At 65.7% G+C, this 20,846-nt stretch carries 14 protein-coding genes and 1 tRNA gene; 6 read left to right on the top strand and 9 right to left on the bottom strand.

The features are described from left to right. Positions 1–60 precede the first annotated feature (60 nt). Together CHB99_RS24250 and CHB99_RS24255 are read left to right on the top strand one after the other, a co-directional pair. Entirely contained in the window at positions 61–552 is a 492-nt protein-coding gene (locus tag CHB99_RS24250) for a hypothetical protein (RefSeq protein ID WP_042128746.1), read from the top strand. Positions 553–656: 104 nt separating this feature from the next. Beyond that, positions 657–1,838, top strand: coding sequence for a hypothetical protein (locus tag CHB99_RS24255; protein ID WP_042128743.1), 1,182 nt, complete (start codon positions 657–659; stop codon positions 1,836–1,838). A 23-nt stretch (positions 1,839–1,861) separates the two neighbouring features. On the opposite strand, the gene CHB99_RS24260 is transcribed toward CHB99_RS24255, so the two are convergent. Next, positions 1,862–3,214, bottom strand: a complete 1,353-nt coding sequence (locus CHB99_RS24260; protein WP_052419533.1) for a sensor domain-containing diguanylate cyclase — start codon at positions 3,212–3,214, stop codon at positions 1,862–1,864. Between the two features lie 210 nt (positions 3,215–3,424). Here CHB99_RS24260 and CHB99_RS24265 point away from each other — a divergent pair. Continuing rightward, positions 3,425–3,501 (top strand) — tRNA-Met (locus tag CHB99_RS24265). Positions 3,502–3,724: 223 nt separating this feature from the next. Here CHB99_RS24265 and CHB99_RS24270 read toward each other — a convergent pair. From CHB99_RS24270 to metE, 8 genes are all read right to left on the bottom strand, one after another. Continuing rightward, the gene (locus tag CHB99_RS24270; protein WP_042128739.1) at positions 3,725–5,302 is read right to left on the bottom strand and encodes an ABC transporter ATP-binding protein; all 1,578 of its coding nucleotides are present in this window, start codon (positions 5,300–5,302) and stop codon (positions 3,725–3,727) included. A 15-nt stretch (positions 5,303–5,317) separates the two neighbouring features. Beyond that, a complete protein-coding gene (locus CHB99_RS24275; protein ID WP_042128737.1) occupies positions 5,318–6,340 on the bottom strand; it encodes an ABC transporter permease in 1,023 nt (340 codons plus the stop codon). Continuing rightward, a complete protein-coding gene (locus CHB99_RS24280; RefSeq protein WP_042128736.1) occupies positions 6,340–7,404 on the bottom strand; it encodes a microcin C ABC transporter permease YejB in 1,065 nt (354 codons plus the stop codon). Before CHB99_RS24280 ends, CHB99_RS24275 begins: the two co-directional genes overlap by 1 nt. Beyond that, complete coding sequence (locus CHB99_RS24285) at positions 7,391–9,229, bottom strand: extracellular solute-binding protein (RefSeq protein ID WP_042128734.1); 1,839 nt, start codon at positions 9,227–9,229, stop codon at positions 7,391–7,393. Before CHB99_RS24285 ends, CHB99_RS24280 begins: the two co-directional genes overlap by 14 nt. A gap of 75 nt (positions 9,230–9,304) precedes the next feature. Next, on the bottom strand, positions 9,305–12,202 hold the full coding sequence (locus tag CHB99_RS24290) for a TonB-dependent receptor (protein WP_141137331.1): 2,898 nt from the start codon (positions 12,200–12,202) through the stop codon (positions 9,305–9,307). A gap of 219 nt (positions 12,203–12,421) precedes the next feature. Next, entirely contained in the window at positions 12,422–13,375 is a 954-nt protein-coding gene (locus tag CHB99_RS24295; protein WP_042128732.1) for a FecR domain-containing protein, read from the bottom strand. After that, positions 13,372–13,884, bottom strand: coding sequence for a sigma-70 family RNA polymerase sigma factor (locus CHB99_RS24300; protein WP_042128730.1), 513 nt, complete (start codon positions 13,882–13,884; stop codon positions 13,372–13,374). The genes CHB99_RS24295 and CHB99_RS24300 overlap by 4 nt, the downstream gene beginning before the upstream one ends. Positions 13,885–14,201: 317 nt before the next feature. Continuing rightward, positions 14,202–16,496, bottom strand: coding sequence for a 5-methyltetrahydropteroyltriglutamate--homocysteine S-methyltransferase (gene metE, locus CHB99_RS24305; RefSeq protein ID WP_042128728.1), 2,295 nt, complete (start codon positions 16,494–16,496; stop codon positions 14,202–14,204). 216 nt (positions 16,497–16,712) lie between these two features. Between metE and CHB99_RS24310 the strand changes: the two genes are divergently transcribed. The 3 genes from CHB99_RS24310 to CHB99_RS24320 all read left to right on the top strand — a co-directional run bounded on the left by CHB99_RS24310 (position 16,713) and on the right by CHB99_RS24320 (position 20,826). Next, entirely contained in the window at positions 16,713–18,146 is a 1,434-nt protein-coding gene (locus CHB99_RS24310) for a methylenetetrahydrofolate reductase C-terminal domain-containing protein (protein WP_042128726.1), read from the top strand. A 308-nt stretch (positions 18,147–18,454) separates the two neighbouring features. Continuing rightward, positions 18,455–19,060, top strand: coding sequence for a TetR/AcrR family transcriptional regulator (locus tag CHB99_RS24315; RefSeq protein WP_042128724.1), 606 nt, complete (start codon positions 18,455–18,457; stop codon positions 19,058–19,060). After that, the gene (locus CHB99_RS24320) at positions 19,057–20,826 is read left to right on the top strand and encodes an acyl-CoA dehydrogenase C-terminal domain-containing protein (RefSeq protein WP_042128722.1); all 1,770 of its coding nucleotides are present in this window, start codon (positions 19,057–19,059) and stop codon (positions 20,824–20,826) included. Before CHB99_RS24315 ends, CHB99_RS24320 begins: the two co-directional genes overlap by 4 nt. Positions 20,827–20,846: the final 20 nt, after the last annotated feature.

Consider the following 20,846-nt stretch of genomic DNA (forward strand, 5'->3'; position numbering starts at 1 on the left):
GACGCCCTTCTTCCCTCGGCTTAAAAACAAGTCTCCGTTTCCCTAGGAAAGAGACCGGCCATGGCGACTGAAAACAACAATCGAGCCCCCGCCTTCCTCGACCGCGAATTCGCCCCCGAGGACTACCTGCCACTGCCACCGGCAATCCCCCTGGAGCAATCGACGCTGCTGGACGAGGGGAAGATCCTCACGGCCAGTGTCGATCCCGAGTCGGGCACGTTCATCCTCGCGCGTCACCTGAAGAGCGGTTGGCTCGACCCCGGTTTCGGCCTGTATGGCGTGCAGCGGATCGCCAGCGATATCGCCCGCAGCGTCACCAGCCTGACCCTGCGCCTGGAGGCGAATGGCCGGGTTGTGGTGCAGGGAAAGCTGAGCGACCGGGTCACGGGGCGCAGGGGAATCTATCTGCTGCGCGTGCTGCCGAGCGCGCAGGCGCAGCCTTGCCTGGGTGTCGATGCCTTTCTCATCCTGTCGCTGCTGCCCACCGCGAGCACCGTGCCCAACCCGGTCGGTGGCGTCGATGAGTGGACCTGGCTGCGCTGGCCGGCCTGACAGACTGAGAAGGTGCCCGCGGACCTGATATTTCTGCTAGTGGGCGACCTGCGGATTCGAAAGTAAAAAACAGGATCTCTTACCTCTCCACACGAGGCGTCCCCATGAACAGACAACCAGAAACCAAGGCTTCCGGGGATCTCGACCCCACGTTCGGTGACGGCGGTGTGCTCGTCCTGCCCGAGGGCTTTTCGAGTCGGGTAGCCCAGCTCAGCGACGGAAAGTTGCTGGTGACCGGCCAGCTCGACAACGATATCGCACTGCTGCGCCTGCAGGCGGACGGTACCCCCGACACCACGTTCGGCGAGGCCGGGGTGAAACGCCTCTACACTCTGCAACCGTCCGAGAGCAGCATCGAGCGAATCGCTGTTTTCCCGGACGACAGCCTGGTACTCCAGGGCAAGTCCGGCGAGTTGGACACCTACCTCCTGCGTACCCGGCCCACCGGCGAACTGGATAGCACATTCGGCAATGCCGGGCATGCCCTGCTGGCGCTGCAAGGTGGCCCGAACAGCATCACGACGGTGGCGGCGCAGCCCGATGGCAAAGTGTTGCTGATCGTTCGGGTCCACCCGACCCTGGACATCTTCGATACATGGCTCGTGCGCCTCGCCAACGGCCGGCTCGATCCATCGTTCGGCGATCAGGGATCGGGCATGACGCTGATCGGCAGGCTCCATACGATCCTCGATCTGGAAGTGCTAGCGGATGGCCGCCTGTTCATGGCCGGCAGTTTTGGCCAAGCGCTGCTGGTCCAGTGCCAGAACGACGGGCAACTGGATACGGCGTTCGGCGAACAGGGCTACGTCCTCCACACGGTCGAACAGGGCCGGGGAAGCCATATCAGCGCAATCAGCCAGCAGGTGGATGGCAAGATCGCGGCGGTGGGCACCACACACGTCCTCGATACCGGAACGCATTGCCTGACAACACGAATCCTCGCCGACGGCACGCTGGACCCCACTTTCAACCTCGGCGTCCCATGGCTCGACAACTACACCGGCGTGGGTGCCCAGAACCTCGCGGTGATCCAGCAACGAGATGGCAAGCTGGTGACCGGCGGCACGCTCCTCGGCACCAGCGAAACCAGCAAGCTGATCCTGATGCGCTTCAACCCCACCACCGACCTGGACGAAACCTTCGGCGACAAGGGCAGGGTCACCACCCAGTTAGGCGGATTCGACGTGGTCGTGCAGGTTTTCCAGCAGCACGATGACAAGATTCTCGCAGCCGGTTCCAGCCTGGGGGCGAGCCCCTTCGCGGTGATCGCTCGCTATCTGTCCTGAGCACTTACCTGGGACAGACAGCTTCAGCGGGACGCCACAAGCTCGTCCCCTCCACCCTGGACCAGCCGATTGCGCCCGCCCTGCTTCGCGCGATACAGCGCCAGGTCGGCCACTCGCAGCAAGGCACCAAGGGGCACGCCATCGTCGGACTGGTCGGGGTCGTGGCTGGCGCTGCCGATGCTCAGGGTCACCCGCTGCAGCGGGCTGGCAACATGGGTCAGGTGGGCGGCGAAGACCTGATGGCACAGGTAGCGCGCCACGCTGCGGGCCCCCTGGGCATCGGTGTCGGGGAGGATCACCGCGAACTCCTCGCCGCCGTAGCGACAGACCTGGTCGCCCGGGCGCTGCAGGGACTGGCTCAAGAGCAGGGCGATGCGCCGCAGGCATTCGTCGCCGGCCTGATGCCCGTAGTGGTCGTTGAACACCTTGAAGTAGTCCACATCCACCATCAGCAACGACAGCGGCCGCCCCTCGCGGCGGGCGCGGGCCTTCTCCTGCAGCAGCGCCTCGTCGAAGCGCCGGCGATTGGGCAGACCGGTGAGGAAGTCCTCGCTGGCCAGGGCCTGCAGGCGCGCATTGGCCTCGGCCAGTCGCGCGTTGCTTTCGGCCAGGGCCTGGCGCATCAGCCGCTGCTCGGTGATGTCGCTGAAGGCCAGGGTCAGGCCGAGGATCTGATTGTCGAGATCGCGTACCGCGCTGGTCTGCAGCAGATAGGTGCGCTCACGCCAGTCCAGTTCGCGATCGGCAAGGCTGCCGCCCTGCTCCAGTTCGGCAAGGCAGTAGGCCAGGTCAAGTTGCTCGACCGGCAGCAGGGCCGCCAGCGGCCGCCCCACCAACTGTGTGGCATCGCCGCCTAGCAGTTGGCCGAGGGCATGGTTGACGTTGACCAGCACGCCCTGCCGGTCCACCAGCCCGAGCGCCACCGAAGCGGCGGCGTACAAGGCTTCGAGCTGCACCTCGCGGCGATCCAGCGGGCCGATGGCCGGCGTCACGTCGCGGTCGATGCCGCGGTAGCCGGTGAACATGCCCTGGGCGTCGAACACCGGTACGCCGCTGGTCTCCAGGACCACCAGGCGACCGTCGGAACGCAGGTTGCGGTTGATCAGCCCGGCGAAGGGCCGCTGCTCGGCGACGATCCCGGCGAAGATCGCCCCGACCCGCGCCGCCTCTTCCGCCGGCATGAAATCGAAGGGCGTCTTGCCCAGCACGTCGGCGGGGGCATAGCCGAGCATCTGCCGACTGTGCTCGGAACAGAAGGTGTAGCGGCCCTGGCTATCGACTTCCCAGAGCCAGTCGGAGTTGTGCGCGATGATCTCGCGCAGGCGCAGGACTTCCTGGCCTTCAGGCAGCGACTCGGGGTCGGAGGCGTTGGGCATGGGCAGCGACTTCGGCGGACAACCAGATGATTGCAAAGCGCCACGTTACTGGATCGGAGCCCTCACGGGCAAATCCGGCGCAATCTGGCGGATCTGCCGTGATGGAGGTGCTGCGCGGGTGGTTTCCGGCTAAGCGGTTGAAACCCCGTAAAATTTTTTGAAAAAGAGTGTTGACAGACATCCGTTTCGAGCGAATAATGCGCGCCACTTGGCTACATAGCTCAGTTGGTTAGAGCATAGCATTCATAATGCTGGGGTCCGGGGTTCAAGTCCCTGTGTAGCCACCATACCCCGCCCTGAAGTTGCAGTCTGACTTCAAGGCAAACGAAAAAGCCCGCCTCGCGCGGGCTTTTTTGCGTCTGGGGCGTTCGTGGCCAGGCCACTTGAGTTCGGTCCCGATGTCGACACGACGTTCGACGCAAGGTTCGACATCAACGCCCGTGACTTCCTGGATCTTGCCGACCCGCTCGGCTGCTGAACCGTGGCGGCCACACGGCCGCCACCTCGCTATCACTCCCGCCTGAGCGAAGACGCCACCAGCAAGTCCCGCGTATAGGGATGCCGTGGCGCGTCGAACAGTTGCTCGGTACTTCCCGTCTCCACGACCACGCCGTCCTTGATCACGATCACGTCATGCGCCAGGGCGCGCACCACGGCCAGGTCGTGACTGATGAACAGGTAGGTCAGATCGTGCTCTTCCTGCAAGCGCCGCAGCAGACTGACCACTTGCTTTTGCACGGTGCGGTCGAGGGCTGAGGTGGGCTCGTCGAGCAGGATCAGTTCGGGCTTGATCACCAGTGCCCGGGCGATGGCGATGCGCTGGCGCTGACCACCGGAAAACTCATGAGGGAAGCGGTGTCGGCTATCCGGATCGAGGCCCACTTCCTTCAGGACGGCGATCACCTCGGCTTCCCGTTGCGCCGCATTCAGGTCGGAGTGCACGCGCAGGCCTTCCTCGATGATGTGCTGCACGCTCATGCGCGGACTGAGGCTGCCGAACGGGTCCTGGAACACCACCTGCAGTCGTCGCCGCCACGGGCGCAACGCCTTGCGCTTGAGCTGGTCGAGGGCCTGCCCGTGAAAGCGGATGCTGCCCTGGGCATCGATCAGGCGCAGGATCGCCTGGCCCAGGGTCGACTTGCCCGAACCGGACTCGCCGACAATCCCCAGGGTCTTGCCGCGCTGCAGGCGCAGGTCGATACCGTCCACGGCCTTGATCGGCGGTTTGCGCCGCAGCAGGTGGCCCTGGGCAAACCAGACCCGCAGGTCGTCGACCTCCAGCAGGTTGTCGGCCGCAGCACGGCTGACCGCCCGCCCCTCCGGCTCGGCCTCCAGCAACTGCCGGCTGTAGGCATGCTGCGGCGCGGCGAACAGCGCCTCGCAACGGGCCTGTTCGACAATCTCGCCCGCGCGCATCACCGCCACGCGCTGGGCGATGCTGCGCACCACGTTGAGGTCGTGGCTGATCAGCAACAGCGCCATGCCCAGACGTTGCTGCAGGTCTTTGAGCAACGCCAGGATGCGCCGTTGCACGGTGACATCCAGCGCCGTGGTCGGCTCATCGGCGATCAGCAACACCGGCTCGCACGCCAGCGCCATGGCGATCATCACCCGCTGCCGCTGCCCACCGGACAGCTGGTGCGGATAGGCATTCAGACGCCGGCGCGGTTGCTGGATGCCTACCAGTTCCAGCAACTCCAGCACCCGTTCGCGCGCCGCCGTGGCGTCGAGGCCCTTGTGCAGCGCCAGCGTCTCGGCCACTTGCCGCTCCACGGTGTACAGCGGGTTCAGCGAGGTCATCGGCTCCTGGAAGATCATCGCGATACGGTCGCCGCGAATCTGGCGCAGACGTTCCGGGCGGGCACCCAGCAACTCTTCTCCCTGATAACGGATGCTGCCCCGGGTCCGGGTGATGTGCGGCGGCAGCAATTGCAGGATCGAATGGGCCGTCACCGATTTACCCGAGCCGGATTCGCCCACCAAGGCCAGGCACTCGCCGGCCTGAATATCCAGGTCGATCCCGCGCACGGCTTCATGCCCGTCGAAGGCCACCTGCAGATTTCGGATGCTAATCAGTACTTCACTCACAAACAGACTCGCTTATCAGGATCGTGGGTCGAAGGCGTCGCGGCAGGCTTCGCCGATGAACACCAACAGGGACAGGATCAGCGCCAACGCGAAAAATGCAGTCAGCGCCAGCCAGGGGGCTTGCAGGTTGTTCTTGCCCTGGCCGATCAACTCGCCCAGGGACGCGGTACCGGTGGGCATGCCGAAGCCGAGAAAATCCAGGGCCGCCAGGGTCGATATCGACCCGGTGAGGATGAACGGCAGGTAGGTCAGGGTCGCCGTGAGCGCGTTCGGCAGGATGTGCCGCAGCATCACCTGGCAGTCGCCCACCCCCAGCGCGCGGGCGGCCTTCACGTACTCCAGACTGCGCCCGCGGAGGAACTCCGCGCGCACCACATCCACCAGGGTCAGCCAGGAAAACAGCGCCATGATCCCCAGCAGCCACCAGAAGCCCGGCTCGACGAACCCGGAGAGGATGATCAGCAGATACAGCACCGGCAGCCCGGACCAGATCTCGATCAGGCGCTGCCCCAGCAGATCGACCCAGCCGGCGTAATAGCCCTGCAACGCGCCGGCAGCCACGCCGATCAGCGTGCTCACCACGGTCAACGCCAGGGCGAACAGCAACGATACGCGCGCACCGAAAATCACCCGCGCCAGCACATCCCGCGCCTGGTCATCGGTGCCCAGCCAGTTCTGTGCGGAGGGTGGTGTGGGCGACGGTGCGCCGAGCTCATAGTTGACCGTGTCATGACTGAACGGCACGGGGGGGAACAGCAGCCAGCCGCCCTGCCCTTCGATCAATTCACGCACGTAGCGGTCGCGGTAATCCGGCTGGAACGGCAGCGTGCCGCCGAAGTCCTGCTCGGTGTAGCGCTTGAACGCGGGGAAATGCAGCGAGCCCTGGTACGACACCAGCAGCGGCTTGTCATTGGCCAGCAACTCCCCGCCCAGGCACAGCGCAAACAGCGTGAGGAAGATCCATAGCGACCACCAGCCGCGGCGATTGCGGGTGAAGTGCAGCCAGCGGCGGCGTGTCATCGGTGAGAAAACCGGCATCAGTGAGTCCTCGCGGCAAAGTCCAGGCGGGGGTCGAGCAGGCGGTAGCACAGGTCGCCCAGCAAGCGGATCAGCAACCCGACCAGGGTGAAGATGAACAGCGTGCCGAACACCACCGGATAGTCCCGCGCCACCGCCGCCTCATAGCTCAGGCGCCCCAGCCCATCGAGGGAAAAGATCACCTCGATCAGCAACGAACCGCCGAACAGCATGGTCGTCAGCGCCTGGGGCAGACCGACCACGATCAGCAACATCGCATTGCGCAGCACATGCCGGTACAGCACCTGGCTTTCGCTGAAGCCCTTGGCCCGGGCCGTCACCACGTACTGGCGGCTGATCTCATCCAGGAAGCTGTTCTTGGTGAGGATGGTCAGGGTGGCGAACCCGCCGATCACCAGGGCCAGCACCGGCAGCACCAGATGCCAGAAGTAGTCCGCCAGCTTGCCCGCCCACGACAGCGTGGCGAAGTCTTCCGAGACCAGCCCGCGCACCGGGAACCAGTCCAGCAAGGTGCCGCCACCGAACACCACGATCAGCAGCAGGGCGAACAGAAACGCCGGCATGGCATGGCCGACGATGATCGCCGCGCTGCTCCACACATCGAAACGGCTGCCGTGGTGCAGCGCCTTGCGAATGCCCAGCGGGATCGACACCAGGTAGCTGATCAGCGTGGCCCAGATGCCCAGGGACAAGGTCACCGGCAGCTTTTCCAGGATCAGGTCGGTGACTTTGGCGCCGCGAAAGAAGCTGTCGCCGAAATCCAGCCGTGCGTAGCTGACGAGCATCAGCCACAAGCGTTCGCCCATGGGTTTGTCAAAGCCGTACTGGCGCTCGATGTCCGCCACCAGCGCCGGGTCCAGGCCACGGGTCGCGCGCGACCCGCTGCCGATGCTTTCCACATGACCACCCGCCAGCGCCCCCTGGCCGCCAATGCCCTGCAAGCGCGCGATGGCCTGCTCCACCGGTCCGCCGGGGGCGGCCTGCACGATAAAGAAGTTCACCAGCAGGATGCACAGCAAGGTCGGCACGATCAGCAGCAAACGGCGCGCGCTATAGGCCAGCATGTTGGCGCTCCCCACTGTGTTGACGCATCTGCGCGGTGGTCAGCGCAGTCGGGCTGGCTTCCCACCAGGTATCGATGCCGACATCGTTCAGCGGCGCGGTGTGCGGGCGGCCGAAGCGGTTCCACCACACCGATGAAGTACCCGGCGGGTAGTAGTTGGGAATCCAGTAGAAGCCCCACTGCAACACGCGATCGAGCGCATGGGCGTAGCGCAGCATGGTTGGCCGGTCATTGGCGCGCAGCAGGCCATCGACCAGGGCATCGACCGCCGGATTGCGCAGTGCCATGTAGTTGGTGGAGCCCGGATCATCGGCACTTTCCGAACCGAAGTAGTTGCTCAGCTCGCGACCCGGCGAAGGGTTGAGCGGATAGGCGTGGACGATCATGTCGTAGTCCCGCGCACGGATGCGATTGGCGTACTGCGCCGGGTCGATCATGCGGATATGAAAGCCGATGCCGATCTGCGCCAGGTTGCGCTTGTAGGGCAACAACAGGCGCTCGAAACCTTTCTGGTTGCTGAGAAAGGTGAATTGCAACGGCTCGCCCCGGGCGTTCACCAACTGGTCGCCCCTGGGCGTCCAGCCGGCCGCTTCCAACAGCTTCAACGCCCGCGCCTGTTGCGCGCGAATGCGTCCGCTGCCATCGGTCCGGGGCGGTTGGTACACGCGGTCGAACACTTCATCGGGGATCTGCCCACGCCAGGGTTCGAGGAGCTTCAGTTCCTCGCTGTCCGGCAGTTGGCTGGCCGCCAGTTCGCTGCGGGAAAAGAAGCTGCGCTGGCGGAGGTACATGCCGTGCATCATCTGCCGATTGCTCCAGTCGAAATCCCACAGCAGGCTCAACGCCTCGCGCACACGGCGGTCCTGGAACTGCGGTTTCTGCAGGTTGAAGATGAAACCCTGGGTGTCCTGCAGCGCCGCGGGGGCCAGGTGTTCGCGCTGCAGACGGCCGTCGCGCAAGGCATCGCCGTCGTAACCCACGGTGTAGCCGGTCGCCGAAAACTCGCGATTGAAGTCATAGCCCTGGGCACGCAGGATCTGCCGCGCCACGGTGGTATCGGCAAAGAACTCCAGGCGCAGGGTGTCGAAGTTGTACAGCCCCTGATTGACCGGCAGGTCGTTGCCCCACCAGTCCTTGACCCGCTCGAAGGTCACGCTGCGGCCGTTGTCCACCGCACTGACGCGATACGGACCGCTGCCCAGCGGCGCTTCAAAGCCGCCACCGTTGGCGAAATTGCGCGTCTGCCACCAATGCCGCGGCAGTACCGGCAGTGACGCGATGTCCAGCGGCAGGGTGCGGTCGGCGCTGCTCTTGAAGGTGAAGCGCACCCGGCCTGGCGACTCCAGCAGCACCTGATCGACATCGGCGAAGCGCTGGCGGTACATCAGGCGACCTTCGCTGCGCAGCAGGTTGAAGGTGTAGACCACATCCTGCGCGGTGATCGGTGTGCCGTCGGCGAAACGCGCCTTGGGGTTGAGGTAGAAGCGAATCCACGAGCGGTCATCCGCCAGCTCCATGCTTTGCGCGACCAGCCCGTACACGGTGTAGGGCTCATCCTGTGAGCGATAGGCCAACGGGCTGTAGAGCCAGCCCTGGACCTGGACGACGCCGAGGCCCTTGTCGACATACGGAATCAGGTGATCGAACGTCCCGTCCTCCATCGACGAACGCCGGAAGCTGCCGCCCTTGGGTGCCTGCGGGTTGACGTAATTCAGATGCTTGAAACCCGCCGGGTATCTGGGCGCCTCACCGTACACCGTCAAGGCATGCACCGGCCGGGCCTGCGACGACGAGGCCCACAGGCCCAGCAACAGCACCCATAGCATTGGACGAAACACAATCACGGACGCAGCTCCTCGCCAGGACGGTCGACACCCGCGTGGGCATCGACCGCGACCCGATCAAAAGTTGTAGGAAACCCGGCTGTACAAGGTGCGGCCGAAGGGGTCGGAGTAGCGCGGGTCGTAACCGCTCTGGAAGGTCGAGGTCTGGTTGCTGAACGGCGGTTCCTTGTCGAACAGGTTCTGCACGCCGACGGTGATCTGCGCGGTATCACGCCAGGTGTAGGTGCCGGACAGGTCCCACACGCTCCAGGCGCCGACCTTGTCGTGGTACACGCGGTTGTAGTCGTTGTAGCCGCTGGTGTAGCGGTTGGTCAGGCTGGCGCCGAACGGGCCCTTGTTCCAGGTGCCGCTCCAGCTGTGACGCCAGCGGGTCACCGCGCCGGCCGAGGCGAACTCACCGCCGCGATAGTCACCGGCCTTGTCGATGAAGTCGCCCTTGAGCTGCTGCTGGTACTCGTAGCGGTCGACATAGGTGCCTTGCAGGTTGGTGCCGAACTGGCCCAGCCGGGACTCGGGGAAGCGGTAGTCGAAGCTGACGTCGACGCCATTGGTCTTGACCTTGCCGAGGTTGGCGAGGCCGGTGACGATGTGATCGATCGAACCGTCGGCCTTGCGCACGATGCGCTCGGGGTACAGGTTCGGCTGCTCGAACACCGCCGACTCGGGGAACTCGGCGATCTGGTTGGCGATCTTGATCCACCAGAAATCCAGGCCCAGGGACAGGTTGTTGACCGGCTGGTAGACAAAGCCCAGCGTCACGTTGCGCGCGGTCTCGGGCTTGAGGTTCGGGTTGCCACCATTGCGGCTGAAGAACTGTTGCGCGCAATCGCGGTTGGCCAGGCCGCCATTGCTCGGCGCACCGCCGGCGCACAGCCGCGGATCGTTGTAGTTGGCCACGGTGAAGGTGGTCGCGGTGGGGTTGTACAGCTCGTACAAGGAGGGCGCGCGGAAGCCTTCGCTGTAGGCGCCGCGCATCACCAGCTCGCGAAATGGCTGGAAGCGGAACGAGTATTTCGGGTTGGTGGTGCTGCCGAAGTCGCTGTACTTGTCGTGCCGCACCGCGGCCGACAGTTCCAGGCTGTCGAGCACCGGCACGTTGACCTCGGCGTACTGCGCCGACACCGAGCGGTCGCCGGCTACGCTGGCGGCCGGGTCGACACCCAGACTCTGCACGTTGGCGGCGAAGTCTTCGAAGTCCTGATGGAAGTTTTCCTTGCGGTACTCGCCGCCCAGGGCCAGCGCCGACGGGCCCGCGCCGAACCAGTCGCCGATGTCGCGGCTGACCCGTCCGTCGACGCTTTTGACCCGGCCCACACCGGTGGCGTAGTCGCCCGTCACCGCATTGGCCGCCAGCAACGCGGCACCCGCCGGCGACTGTGGGCCGAACGGGTTGATGATGCCGTTGTTGATGCCCGCGGTGACGGCACGATCGTCGACATAGCCGCTCTTGATCGCGTTGGTGACCTTGTTCTGGTTGTAGGCGGCGCCGAGGTTGTAATCCCAGCCGGCCAGCGTGCCTTCGAACGTCAGCAACAGGCGCTGGCCGACGTTGTCGTCTTCATGGCGACGCGGACCCGCGTCGTTTTCACGCCAGTTCACGTTCACCGGTCGAGTGGGGTCGAGGGCAAACGTCGTCGGGCCGGGGGTAATGCCGTTGCCAGGGTAGTACGGCGTACCGGGTTGCACCTGCAGCCCTTGCAGGGGGCTGGGTCCGAGTTGGGTGCGGTTCTGGTTGCGGGCCCAGAAATATTCGAGGCTGACGCTGTGGTCGTCGGCCAGTTGGCCGGTCGCCTTGCCGAAGAACGAGGTCTTTTCCGTCTCGGGTACCAGGTCCAGATAGTTCCACAGTGACTGCCGGCAAATGCCACTGCGCGGGATCAGATCTGGCCCATTGCAACCGGACGCCGCCAACGGGTTGCTGGCATTCGAACCCTGGCTGTAGTTGGCCGGCGAAGCGATCCCCGAGGAATAATCCAGCCCCTTGCCTGGCTGATAGTTGTAGGTGTAGTCGCGATCGCGGGCCTTGAGGCTCTGCTGTTTGTCATGGCTGACCACGCCGAAGACGTTGAAGCGATCGGTCTCCAGGTCACCGAATCCCCAACTGCCGCTGAAGTTGCTGGTGTCGCCACCGCCTGCACGGGTCGGTGAACTGCCGCCTGCCGTGAGCTGGCCTTCGGTCACGCTCTTCTTGGTGATGAAGTTGATCACGCCACCGATGGCATCCGTGCCGTACAGCGCCGAGGCACCATCACGCAGGACTTCGACGCGGTCGATGGCCGCGAAGGGGATGGTATTGAGGTCGACCCCAGAGCCGTTGATCGTGTTGGTTGCGTTGTTGCTCAGCCGGCGGCCATTGAGCAGCACCAGGGTCTTGTTCGGGCCGATACCGCGCAGGTCCGCATAGGACGCCCCGCCACTGCTGGAGCCGATCGAACGGCCGGCGCCGACCGAGGACTGGTTGGAGGCGATACGGTTGATCAATTGCTCGGTGCTGGTCACGCCCTGCTTCTTCAGTTCTTCGGTACGCAGAACGGTCACCGGCACTGCCGTCTCCGCATCGACGCGGCGGATGGCACTGCCGGTGACTTCGACCCGCTGCAACTGCGGGATCAGCGAGGGGGTTTCGACAGCCCCCTGCGTGGCCTGGGTGGCGGGTTGCAGCGGCGCGCCATTCACCACGATCCCGTTGGCACCTTCGCTGCCGTGCAGGTCCGTGCCCTGCAGGGCGATCCGCAACGCTTCGTCGGCGCTCAAGTCGCCTTTGATCGCAGGCGCATGCAAACCCTCGACCAATGACTGGTCGAACGAAATGCGCTTGCCGCTTTGCCGGGAAATGCTCAGCAGGGTCTGGTCGAGGGAGCCGGCGGGAATATCCAGCGGGCTGGCCGCAACCGTGCCGGCGACAACGGCCGCGGCAAGCGTGAGTAAAAATCGGGTGGGGCTGGCATTCATCATGGCGTCGAGGACTCCCGGTCCTTTTGTCTGGGTATGCCGGGTTGTGCGTCGATGGTTGATTTTTTATAGAGCGGCACTTAGACCGATCACGCATGTCCTTATGCGTTGTCGAACGGTCGCGGGCGTGGTGTGACGGGGGTTATCAGTGGGCGAAGGCTCGCCTGCTCCAAGGTTGTGCAACAACCACGGGATTTTTATAGAGCGCCGTGCAGGGAGTTGTCAGCGCAGGTCGATGCCGACCCAATACGCACTGTGATAGTCGATCCGCACCGGCAAGGATTCGGCGAGCAGTTGCAGGGCGCTGCCGGTGTCGTCCAGCGGGAAAACGCCACTCAAACGCAGACGCGCCGCCTCCGGACTGACGCGAATGATGCCGCGCCGGTAGTCACGCAGTACCTCGACCACCTCCCCCAGGGGCCGGTCGCGCACTTCCAGCAGCGCTTGGGTCCAGGCGGCCTCATGGCCCGTCGCAGCCTGCAGCGACAGCACGCCCTGGGCATTGAACGTAGCCTGCTGACCGGCCTGGATGACGTGCCTGGTGCCGTCGCGGGTGGTGATCTCCACCTGGGAATGGAGCATGGTGATCTGCGTCCGATCCGGCTGCTGCTGCACCAGGAAACGCGTGCCCAACGCGCGCATGCGGCCGTCAGCGGTTTCGACGATGAACGGCCGGACGCTGTCCTTGGCCACATCCACCAGCAATTGCCCATCGAGCAATTTCAACAGCCGCTGCTGACGATCGAAAAACGGCACCACCCGGCTGCGCGCCGCCAGCGACAAGGCGCTGCCGTCATCCAGCGTCACGCTCAAACGCTCACCGGTCCCGGTCGCCAGCATACCCGCCGGCGTCCAGGCATCCGACAACCGCGTGGCCAGCCCCACCAGCGACGCAAAGCCGGCCAGCGCCAGGCTATTGCGTAAAAAGTGCCGCCGCCCCGACGGCGCATTCAAGGTGTGCAGCAAACTGTCCCTGGGCATGCGCCGCAAGTCCTCGTTGCCCAGCACTGCCAGGCCCGCGCCCATGCGTTGGAAAATCTCCTCTCGCCGTGGGTCCGACTCGCGCCAGCGCCGAAACGCCACCTGCTCCTGCGCACTGGCGCGCCCCGACTGCAACAACGCCATCCACTGCGCCGCCTCGTCGATCATCACCTCATCCGGCGCCCCGCGGCTCATGGTTGCACCATCGCCAGATAACAGCGCTTGAAGGCATCCGCCATGTACTGCTGTACCCGACTCACCGAGACCTGCAGGCGCTCGCCGATCTGCGCATAGGTCAACCCGTCCAGTTGGTGATACAGGAACGCCGCCTTGGCCTTGGCCGACAGCCCGTTGAGCAAGCGATCGACCTCCAGCAGCGTTTCGATCAGCACCAGGCGCTCCTCCGGCGACGGATGCACCAACTGTGGCGCCTGGCTCAACGTCTCCCTGTACGCCCGCTCCAGATCCTGTCGACGCCACCCCTCATACATCAACCGCCGCGCAATGGTCGTCAGCAACGCCCGCGGTTCACGAATCGCCGACGGGTCCGGCAACGCCAATACGCGCAAGAACGTTTCCGACGCAATGTCCTGGGCTCCCTGGGGGCAATTCATTGCGCGGTTCACCCGCGCGCACAACCAGCTGTAATCGCTCTTGAACATCTGCCCGATCAGACCGAAGTGCTGGTTCTGACTCACACTCATTGCGTGCTCCATGCGAAAAACGGCCATTCAGCCTTGCCGTTGAGAAAGGATGGAAATTCACCACTGGAGGACGGACTCTGCATGAAGGGCAGGTAGAAGAGGAAAGAATAAAAAATTGCAAAGGCCTAAATATTTTGCATATCAGGCGATACAAAAAGATCGGCAGCAGATCGACCGGGAGCAGGCGGTATCTGCACCTCTCGGGAGGCTTGGCGGGAAATTGCATCGAAGCTGCCAGGTGCTGACCCTCGCCGCTGCCCGCGTTGAAACACAGAACGGGACGCACCGCGTCCCGTTCTTCCGCATCACCGCATCACTCAGACCAGCGCGGCATCCCCCCGCAGTTCCCGCGCCGCGGCCACCATGTTCACCAGGGCCGCCTCGGTCTCCGGCCAGGCGCGGGTCTTCAGGCCGCAGTCCGGGTTGACCCACAGGCGCGCGGCGGGAATCCGCTTCGCTGCCTTGCGCAGCAGCTGGACCATCTCGTCCTTGTCCGGTACCCGTGGCGAATGGATGTCGTACACGCCCGGGCCGATCTCGTTCGGGTAGTCGAACTTCTCGAACGCCTCCAGCAACTCCATGTCCGAGCGCGAGGTCTCGATGGTGATGACGTCGGCGTCCATGGCCGCGATCGAGTCGATCACGTCGTTGAACTCGCTGTAGCACATGTGGGTGTGGATCTGGGTTTCGTCACGCACGCCACTGGCGCACAGGCGGAAGGCTTCGGTCGCCCAGTCCAGGTAATGCGTCCAGGCACCGCGGCGCAGCGGCAGGCCTTCGCGGAACGCGGCTTCGTCGATCTGCACGATCCTGATCCCGGCGGCTTCCAGGTCGAGCACTTCGTCGCGAATCGCCAGGGCCAGCTGCCGCGCCTGCACTTCGCGGCTCACGTCTTCACGCGGGAACGACCACATCAGCAGGGTCACCGGGCCGGTCAGCATGCCTTTCATGACCTTGTCGGTGAGGCCCTGGGCGTAGCGGATCCACTCCACGGTCATGGCCTTGGGACGGCTCAGGTCGCCAACGATCACCGCCGGCTTGACGCAGCGCGAGCCGTAGCTCTGCACCCAGCCGAAGCGGGTGAAGACGTAGCCGTCCAGCTGCTCGGCGAAGTACTCGACCATGTCGTTGCGCTCGGCTTCACCATGCACCAGCACGTCCAGGCCCAGATGTTCCTGGATCTGCACGGCGTGGCGGATCTCGCTGCGCATGGCGTCGACATAGTCGGCCTCGGCCAGCGTGCCCTGCTTGAACGCCTGGCGCGCCAGGCGAATCGCCGAGGTCTGCGGGAACGAACCGATGGTGGTGGTGGGGAACGCGGGCAGGTCGAGACCGGCACGCTGCCTGACGATGCGCTGCGCGAACGGCGAGCGACGCTGGCTGTGCGCCGGCTCGATCGCCGCCAGGCGCGCCTGCACCGCCGGCTTGTGGATACGCGGCGAAGCGGCGCGGCTGGCCTGCACGGCACGGCTGTGCGCCACGGCGGCAAGCACGTCGGCGGCTTCCGGCTGGTTGACGGCCTTGGTCAGCAGGGCGACTTCCGCGCATTTCTGCACGGCGAAGGCCAGCCAGCTCTTCAGCTCGGCATCCAGCGCGTCTTCACGCCCCAGGTCGACCGGGCTGTGCAGCAGCGAGCAGGACGGCGCGACCCACAGGCGATCGCCGAGGCGTTCGGCGGCGTGGCGCAGGACGTCGAGCGCCTTCTCCAGGTCGCAGCGCCAGACGTTGCGGCCATTGACCACGCCGAGGGACAACACCTTGTAGGCCGGCAGACGGTCGAGAATGGTCGGGTACTGCTCGGGGGCACGCACCAGGTCGATGTGCAGGCCATCCACCGGCAGGTTGGCGGCCAGGCCGAGGTTGTCCTCCAGACCGCCGAAGTAGGTGGCGACCAGCTTCTTCAGCGGCGCGCGCTGGAGGATGTTGTAGACGCGCTCGTAGGCGTTCTTCCAGTCCTGGGGCAGGTCGAGGGCCAGGATCGGTTCGTCGATCTGCACCCATTCCACGCCCTGGGCGGCCAGGCGGTTGAAGATCTGGTCGTACAGCGGCAGCAGGCGATCGACCAGGTCCAGCTTGTCGAACTGCGCGCCCTTGACCTTGCCCAGCCACAGGTAGGTCAGCGGACCGATCAGCACCGGCTTGACCGCATGGCCCAGGGCCCGGGCTTCGTCCACTTCCTCGAACAGTTGCTCCCAGCTCAGGGCGAACTGCTGGTCGGCGCTGAATTCCGGGACCAGGTAGTGGTAGTTGGTGTCGAACCACTTGGTCATTTCCTGGGCATGGGCACCGCCGCAGCAACTGTCGGAGACGCCTCGCGCCATGCCGAACAGGGTCTGCAGGGTCGGCCTGGCACCGTGGGCACGGAAGCGCTCGGGGATCACGCCGAAGGTCAGCGAGTGGGTCAGGACCTGGTCGTACCAGGCGAAGTCGCCGACCGGCAGCAGCTCGATGCCGGCGTCCTTCTGCAACTGCCAGTGAGCGGCGCGCAGGTCGCGGCCCACCGCGCGCAGGCCGGCTTCGTCCAGCTCGCCTTTCCAGAAGGCTTCCTGGGCTTTCTTCAGTTCACGGTCGCGTCCGATGCGCGGAAAACCCAGGTTGTGTGCCAAGGCCATGTGCAGTTCCCTCGGTGGAAAAATGAATGAAGGAATTGTCCGGGCCGGGGTTTAATGAGACAAACTCATTTTCCTAACGATGATCTAGAGATTCACTCATGATGCAAACGCGGTTCATGTCTCTTTCAAACCATTCTCCTGCGCTTTTGGACATGGGACGGGCAGAGGCCTGTCGGAAAATCGGCCAATCGATGAACTGAGCCGATGGCGCCCCCCATGAATCCGTTGAAACAGGCCTTGCGTGAACAGCAGTTCGTCTGCGTCATGGAGTTCGTGCCCAAGCCGCAGCGCCTGGCGGCGTTCGAGACGCTGATGCAACGCGGCCACCTGTGCGGCTGGCCGCTGCTCGCCGGGATCGCCGATCGGGTCGGCGGCAACCTCGACCTGTCGCCACTGGACGCGTACACCGCGCTCTCCTCTCCCGTGCCAGTGATGCCGCACTTTTCCGGCAAGGACCGCGAGCGCCAGGACCTGCTGGCGCAACTGCAGCGCATGGACGCCCTCGGTCTCGAACAGTTGCTGCTGCTCACCGGCGACCGCCTGCATGGCCATGAACCGGGGCAGCGCCCGGTGCGCTACCTGGAGTCGGTGGCGGCCCTCGGCATCGTTCGCCAGGCGCGTCCGCACTGGCTGCTGGGCGCCGCGCTGAATCCGTTCAAGTACCGCGAGGAGGAAGGCGGCGCGCAGTATTTCAAGGCGCAGAAGAAGCTCGCCGCCGGGGCCGATTTTCTCATCCTGCAACTGGGCTTCGACATGGCCAAGTACCGCGAGGCCATGGACTGGATGCGGCACCAGCCGACGCCGCGACCGATGCTGGCGTGCATCATGGGCCTGACCCATGGTCGGGCGAAGATGCTCGAACATGTCGCCGGGGTCACCGTGTCACCGTCGATACGCGTGCTGCTGGCGGCCGAGGAAGCCGTGTCGAAGGCCCATGCCCAGGCCCGCGCCACACGCCGCCTGGCCTTGCAGATCATCGGCCTGCGCCTGATGGGCTATGCCGGGATCAATCTGTCCGGGGTACACGAACAGGAGCAGTTGCTGGCACTGGAACAGGCGCTGGACGAGTGCCACGGCACGATCCGCAGCGAGCAGGAATGGGCCAGCGCCTGGGCCGAGAGCTGGCGGATGCCCGACGTGCCGGCGGTGAGCTTCCATCCACCGGAGGCGGACTGGAAAGCGGGCGAGTCGCAGGTCGAAGCCAGCACGCGGGAGAAGCTGCGCTACCACCTGCTGTCCGCCTTTCACGCGCAGTTGTTCAGCCGTACCACCCTGCTGAGCCGCGCCTTCGGTTGGGCGGTGCGGCGCCCGCTGTGGTCGTCCCCCACCGGTGCGCGCTGGCTGCACCGGCTGGAGCGCGGGGCGAAACGGCCGCTGGTGGGCTGCGATACCTGCGGCAGTTGCCGGCTGGAAGACACCCTGTACGTCTGTCCCGAGACCTGCCCCAAGGGCCTGGCCAACGGGCCCTGCGGCGGCACGCGGCTGAACCGCTGCGAGTTCGGCGACCGCGAATGCATCCACAGCTTCAAGTACCGCACCGCGAAATCCGTGGGCCAGACCACGGTGCTGACGGAGCGCCTGATTCCCTGCGTGGAGGTCGGCGGACGACACCGCAGTTCGTGGCCGCGCTGGTTCCCTGAACGGGAATAGCGCGCGCCGCTCCACCCGCCAGCCCCCCGAAGTCCACTCCGCCATGGGGGAGGTGCCTGCGCGCCAATCCCATAAGCTGGCCCTGCTTCCCGGTACAAGCACCTCCCCTGCTCCCGGCCGGTGATCACCCAACATCCACGTCCACGAACCAGGGCCGCCCAGCCCTGGCGACCCTGTGCATCGGCGGCGGGCAAGGCCACGCCACCATCCTCGAACGCGTCTGAGCGGGGCCGGGGCGGCGTCAGCCAACCCACGACGCGGCCTCGCCGCTCCGGCCCCGTCGGCGCGTACTGCCCGGAGGCAAGATCATGAATACCGCCACGCGCCTGGCCGCCTTGCCGCTACCCGCTGCCGCCGGCTCGCGCTTCGAGCGCAACCGCCCGCGGGCGCTGGAACTGTTCGCCGAGCGCGGCTTCGCCCAGGTCAGCCTGCGCGAGCTGGCGCGCCACCTGGAACTGACCGCCGGCTCGATCTACAACCACTGCGCGAGCAAGGAAGAGCTGCTGCTGGAGTTCATCGAGGAACACTACATGGCCTTGCTCGGACTGTTCGGCCGCCGCCCGCGCCAGGCATCCCCCGCCGCCACCCTCGACGACATCGCTCGCGAGCTGCTCGCCCTGTACGCGAGCCAGCCGGCGTACTTCCATCTGGCGCTGCGCGACGCCGTCTTCCTCGGCGCCGAACAGCGCCAGCAGGTCACCCAACTGCGCCAACGCCTGGGCCAGAAGCTCGACGCCCTGCTGCTCGCCGCCGGCTTCGCCAACCCCGGCCGTCACGGTGTGCCGGCACTCGAACTGTTCGAGCACCTGCCGCTGTGGCTGGCCAGCCTGGACATCAGCGAGAGCCAGCGCCACGCCGCGCTGCTGCGCGCGCTCACAGCCCCCCTACACCCCCGTCAGGAGATCGGACCATGACTGTCTACCAAGCGCCCATCCGCGATATCCACTACCTGCTCGAAGACGTCTTCGCCGCCGAGTCGGCCTGGGCAGCCTTGCCTGGCCTGGAGAGCCAGCCCGACGCCGGCATGGCCCGGGCCATTCTCGAAGAGGCCGGCAAGCTGGCCAGCCAGGTCCTGGCGCCGCTCAACCGCAGCGGCGACGAGCAGGGCGCCCAGTGGAGCGAAGGCACCGTCAGCACCCCCAGCGGTTTCCGCGAGGCCTATGCCACCTACATCGAGGGAGGCTGGGTCGGCCTGTCCGGCAACCCGCGGCACGGCGGCATGGGCATGCCCAAGATGCTCGCCGTGCATGTCGAGGAAATGCTCTACGCGGCCAACGCCAGCTTCACCCTGTATTCCGTGCTGAGCAGCGGCGCCTGCCTGGCCATCGACACGCACGCCAGCGAGACGCTCAAGGCCACCTACCTGCCACCGATGTACGAAGGCCGCTGGGCCGGCTCCATGTGCCTCACCGAGGCCCACGCCGGCACCGACCTGGGCCTGATCCGCACCCGCGCCGAACCCCGCGCCGACGGCAGCTACCGGGTCAGCGGCAGCAAGATCTTCATCACCGGCGGCGAGCAGGACCTGACCGAAAACATCATCCACCTGGTGCTGGCACGCCTGCCGGACGCCCCGGCCGGCCCCAAGGGCATCTCGCTGTTCCTGGTGCCCAAGGTGCTGGTGAACGCCGACGGCAGCCTCGGCGCGCGCAACGCAGTGAGCTGCGGCTCCATCGAACACAAGATGGGCATCAAGGCCTCGGCCACCTGCGTGATGAACTTCGACGGTGCCGTCGGCTGGCTGGTCGGCGCGCCGAACAAGGGCCTGGCGGCGATGTTCACCATGATGAACTACGAGCGCCTGTCGATCGGCATCCAGGGCACCGGCTGCGCCGAGGCGTCGTACCAGGCCGCGGTGCGGTACGCCCGCGAGCGCCTGCAGAGCCGCGCCCCCAGCGGTCCGCAGGCGCAGGACCAACCCGCCGACCCGATCATTCACCACCCCGACGTGCGGCGCATGCTGCTGACCATCAAGGCCCTGACCGAAGGCGGCCGCGCCCTGGCCACCTACCTCGGCGCCTGGCTCGACCAGGCCAGGTATGCCGACGACGAGCACGACCGCGCCGCCGCCCAGGCCCGGGTGGCACTGCTCACCCCGGTGGCCAAGGCGTTCTTCACCGACACCGGGCTGGAAAGCTGCATCCATGGCCAGCAGGTGTTCGGCGGCCACGGCTATATCCGCGAATGGGGCCAGGAACAGTTGGTCCGCGATGTGCGCATCGCGCAGATCTACGAAGGCACCAACGGCATCCAGGCCCTCGACCTGCTCGGGCGCAAGGTGCTGGCCGATGCTGGCGCGGCGCTCGAAGCGTTTCTCGGCGAGATCCGCGACTACGCCAGCAGCGCGGTGGAATACCGCGAGCAACTGCTCGGCGCCGTGCAGCGCCTGCAGGACACCAGCCACTGGGTCGCCGGACAGGCTGCCGCCGACCCGCGTCAGGTCGGTGCCGCCTCGGTGGAATACCTGCACCTGTTCGGTTACGTCGCCTATGCCTACCTGTGGTCGAAGATGGCCACGACCTCCCGCGCCAGGCAGGCGGAGGACCCGGCCTTCCACACGGCCAAGCTGGCCACCGCGCAGTTCTTCTTCGAGCGTCTGCTGCCGCGCATCGACGGTCTGGACGCCTGCCTGCGCGGCGGCGTCGCCAGCCTGTATGCGCTGGACCCCGAGCAATTCTGAGCGCCCCCCATCCGCCCCCC

This window comes from Pseudomonas japonica, from assembly GCF_900188455.1.
Lineage (GTDB): Bacteria > Pseudomonadota > Gammaproteobacteria > Pseudomonadales > Pseudomonadaceae > Aquipseudomonas > Aquipseudomonas japonica.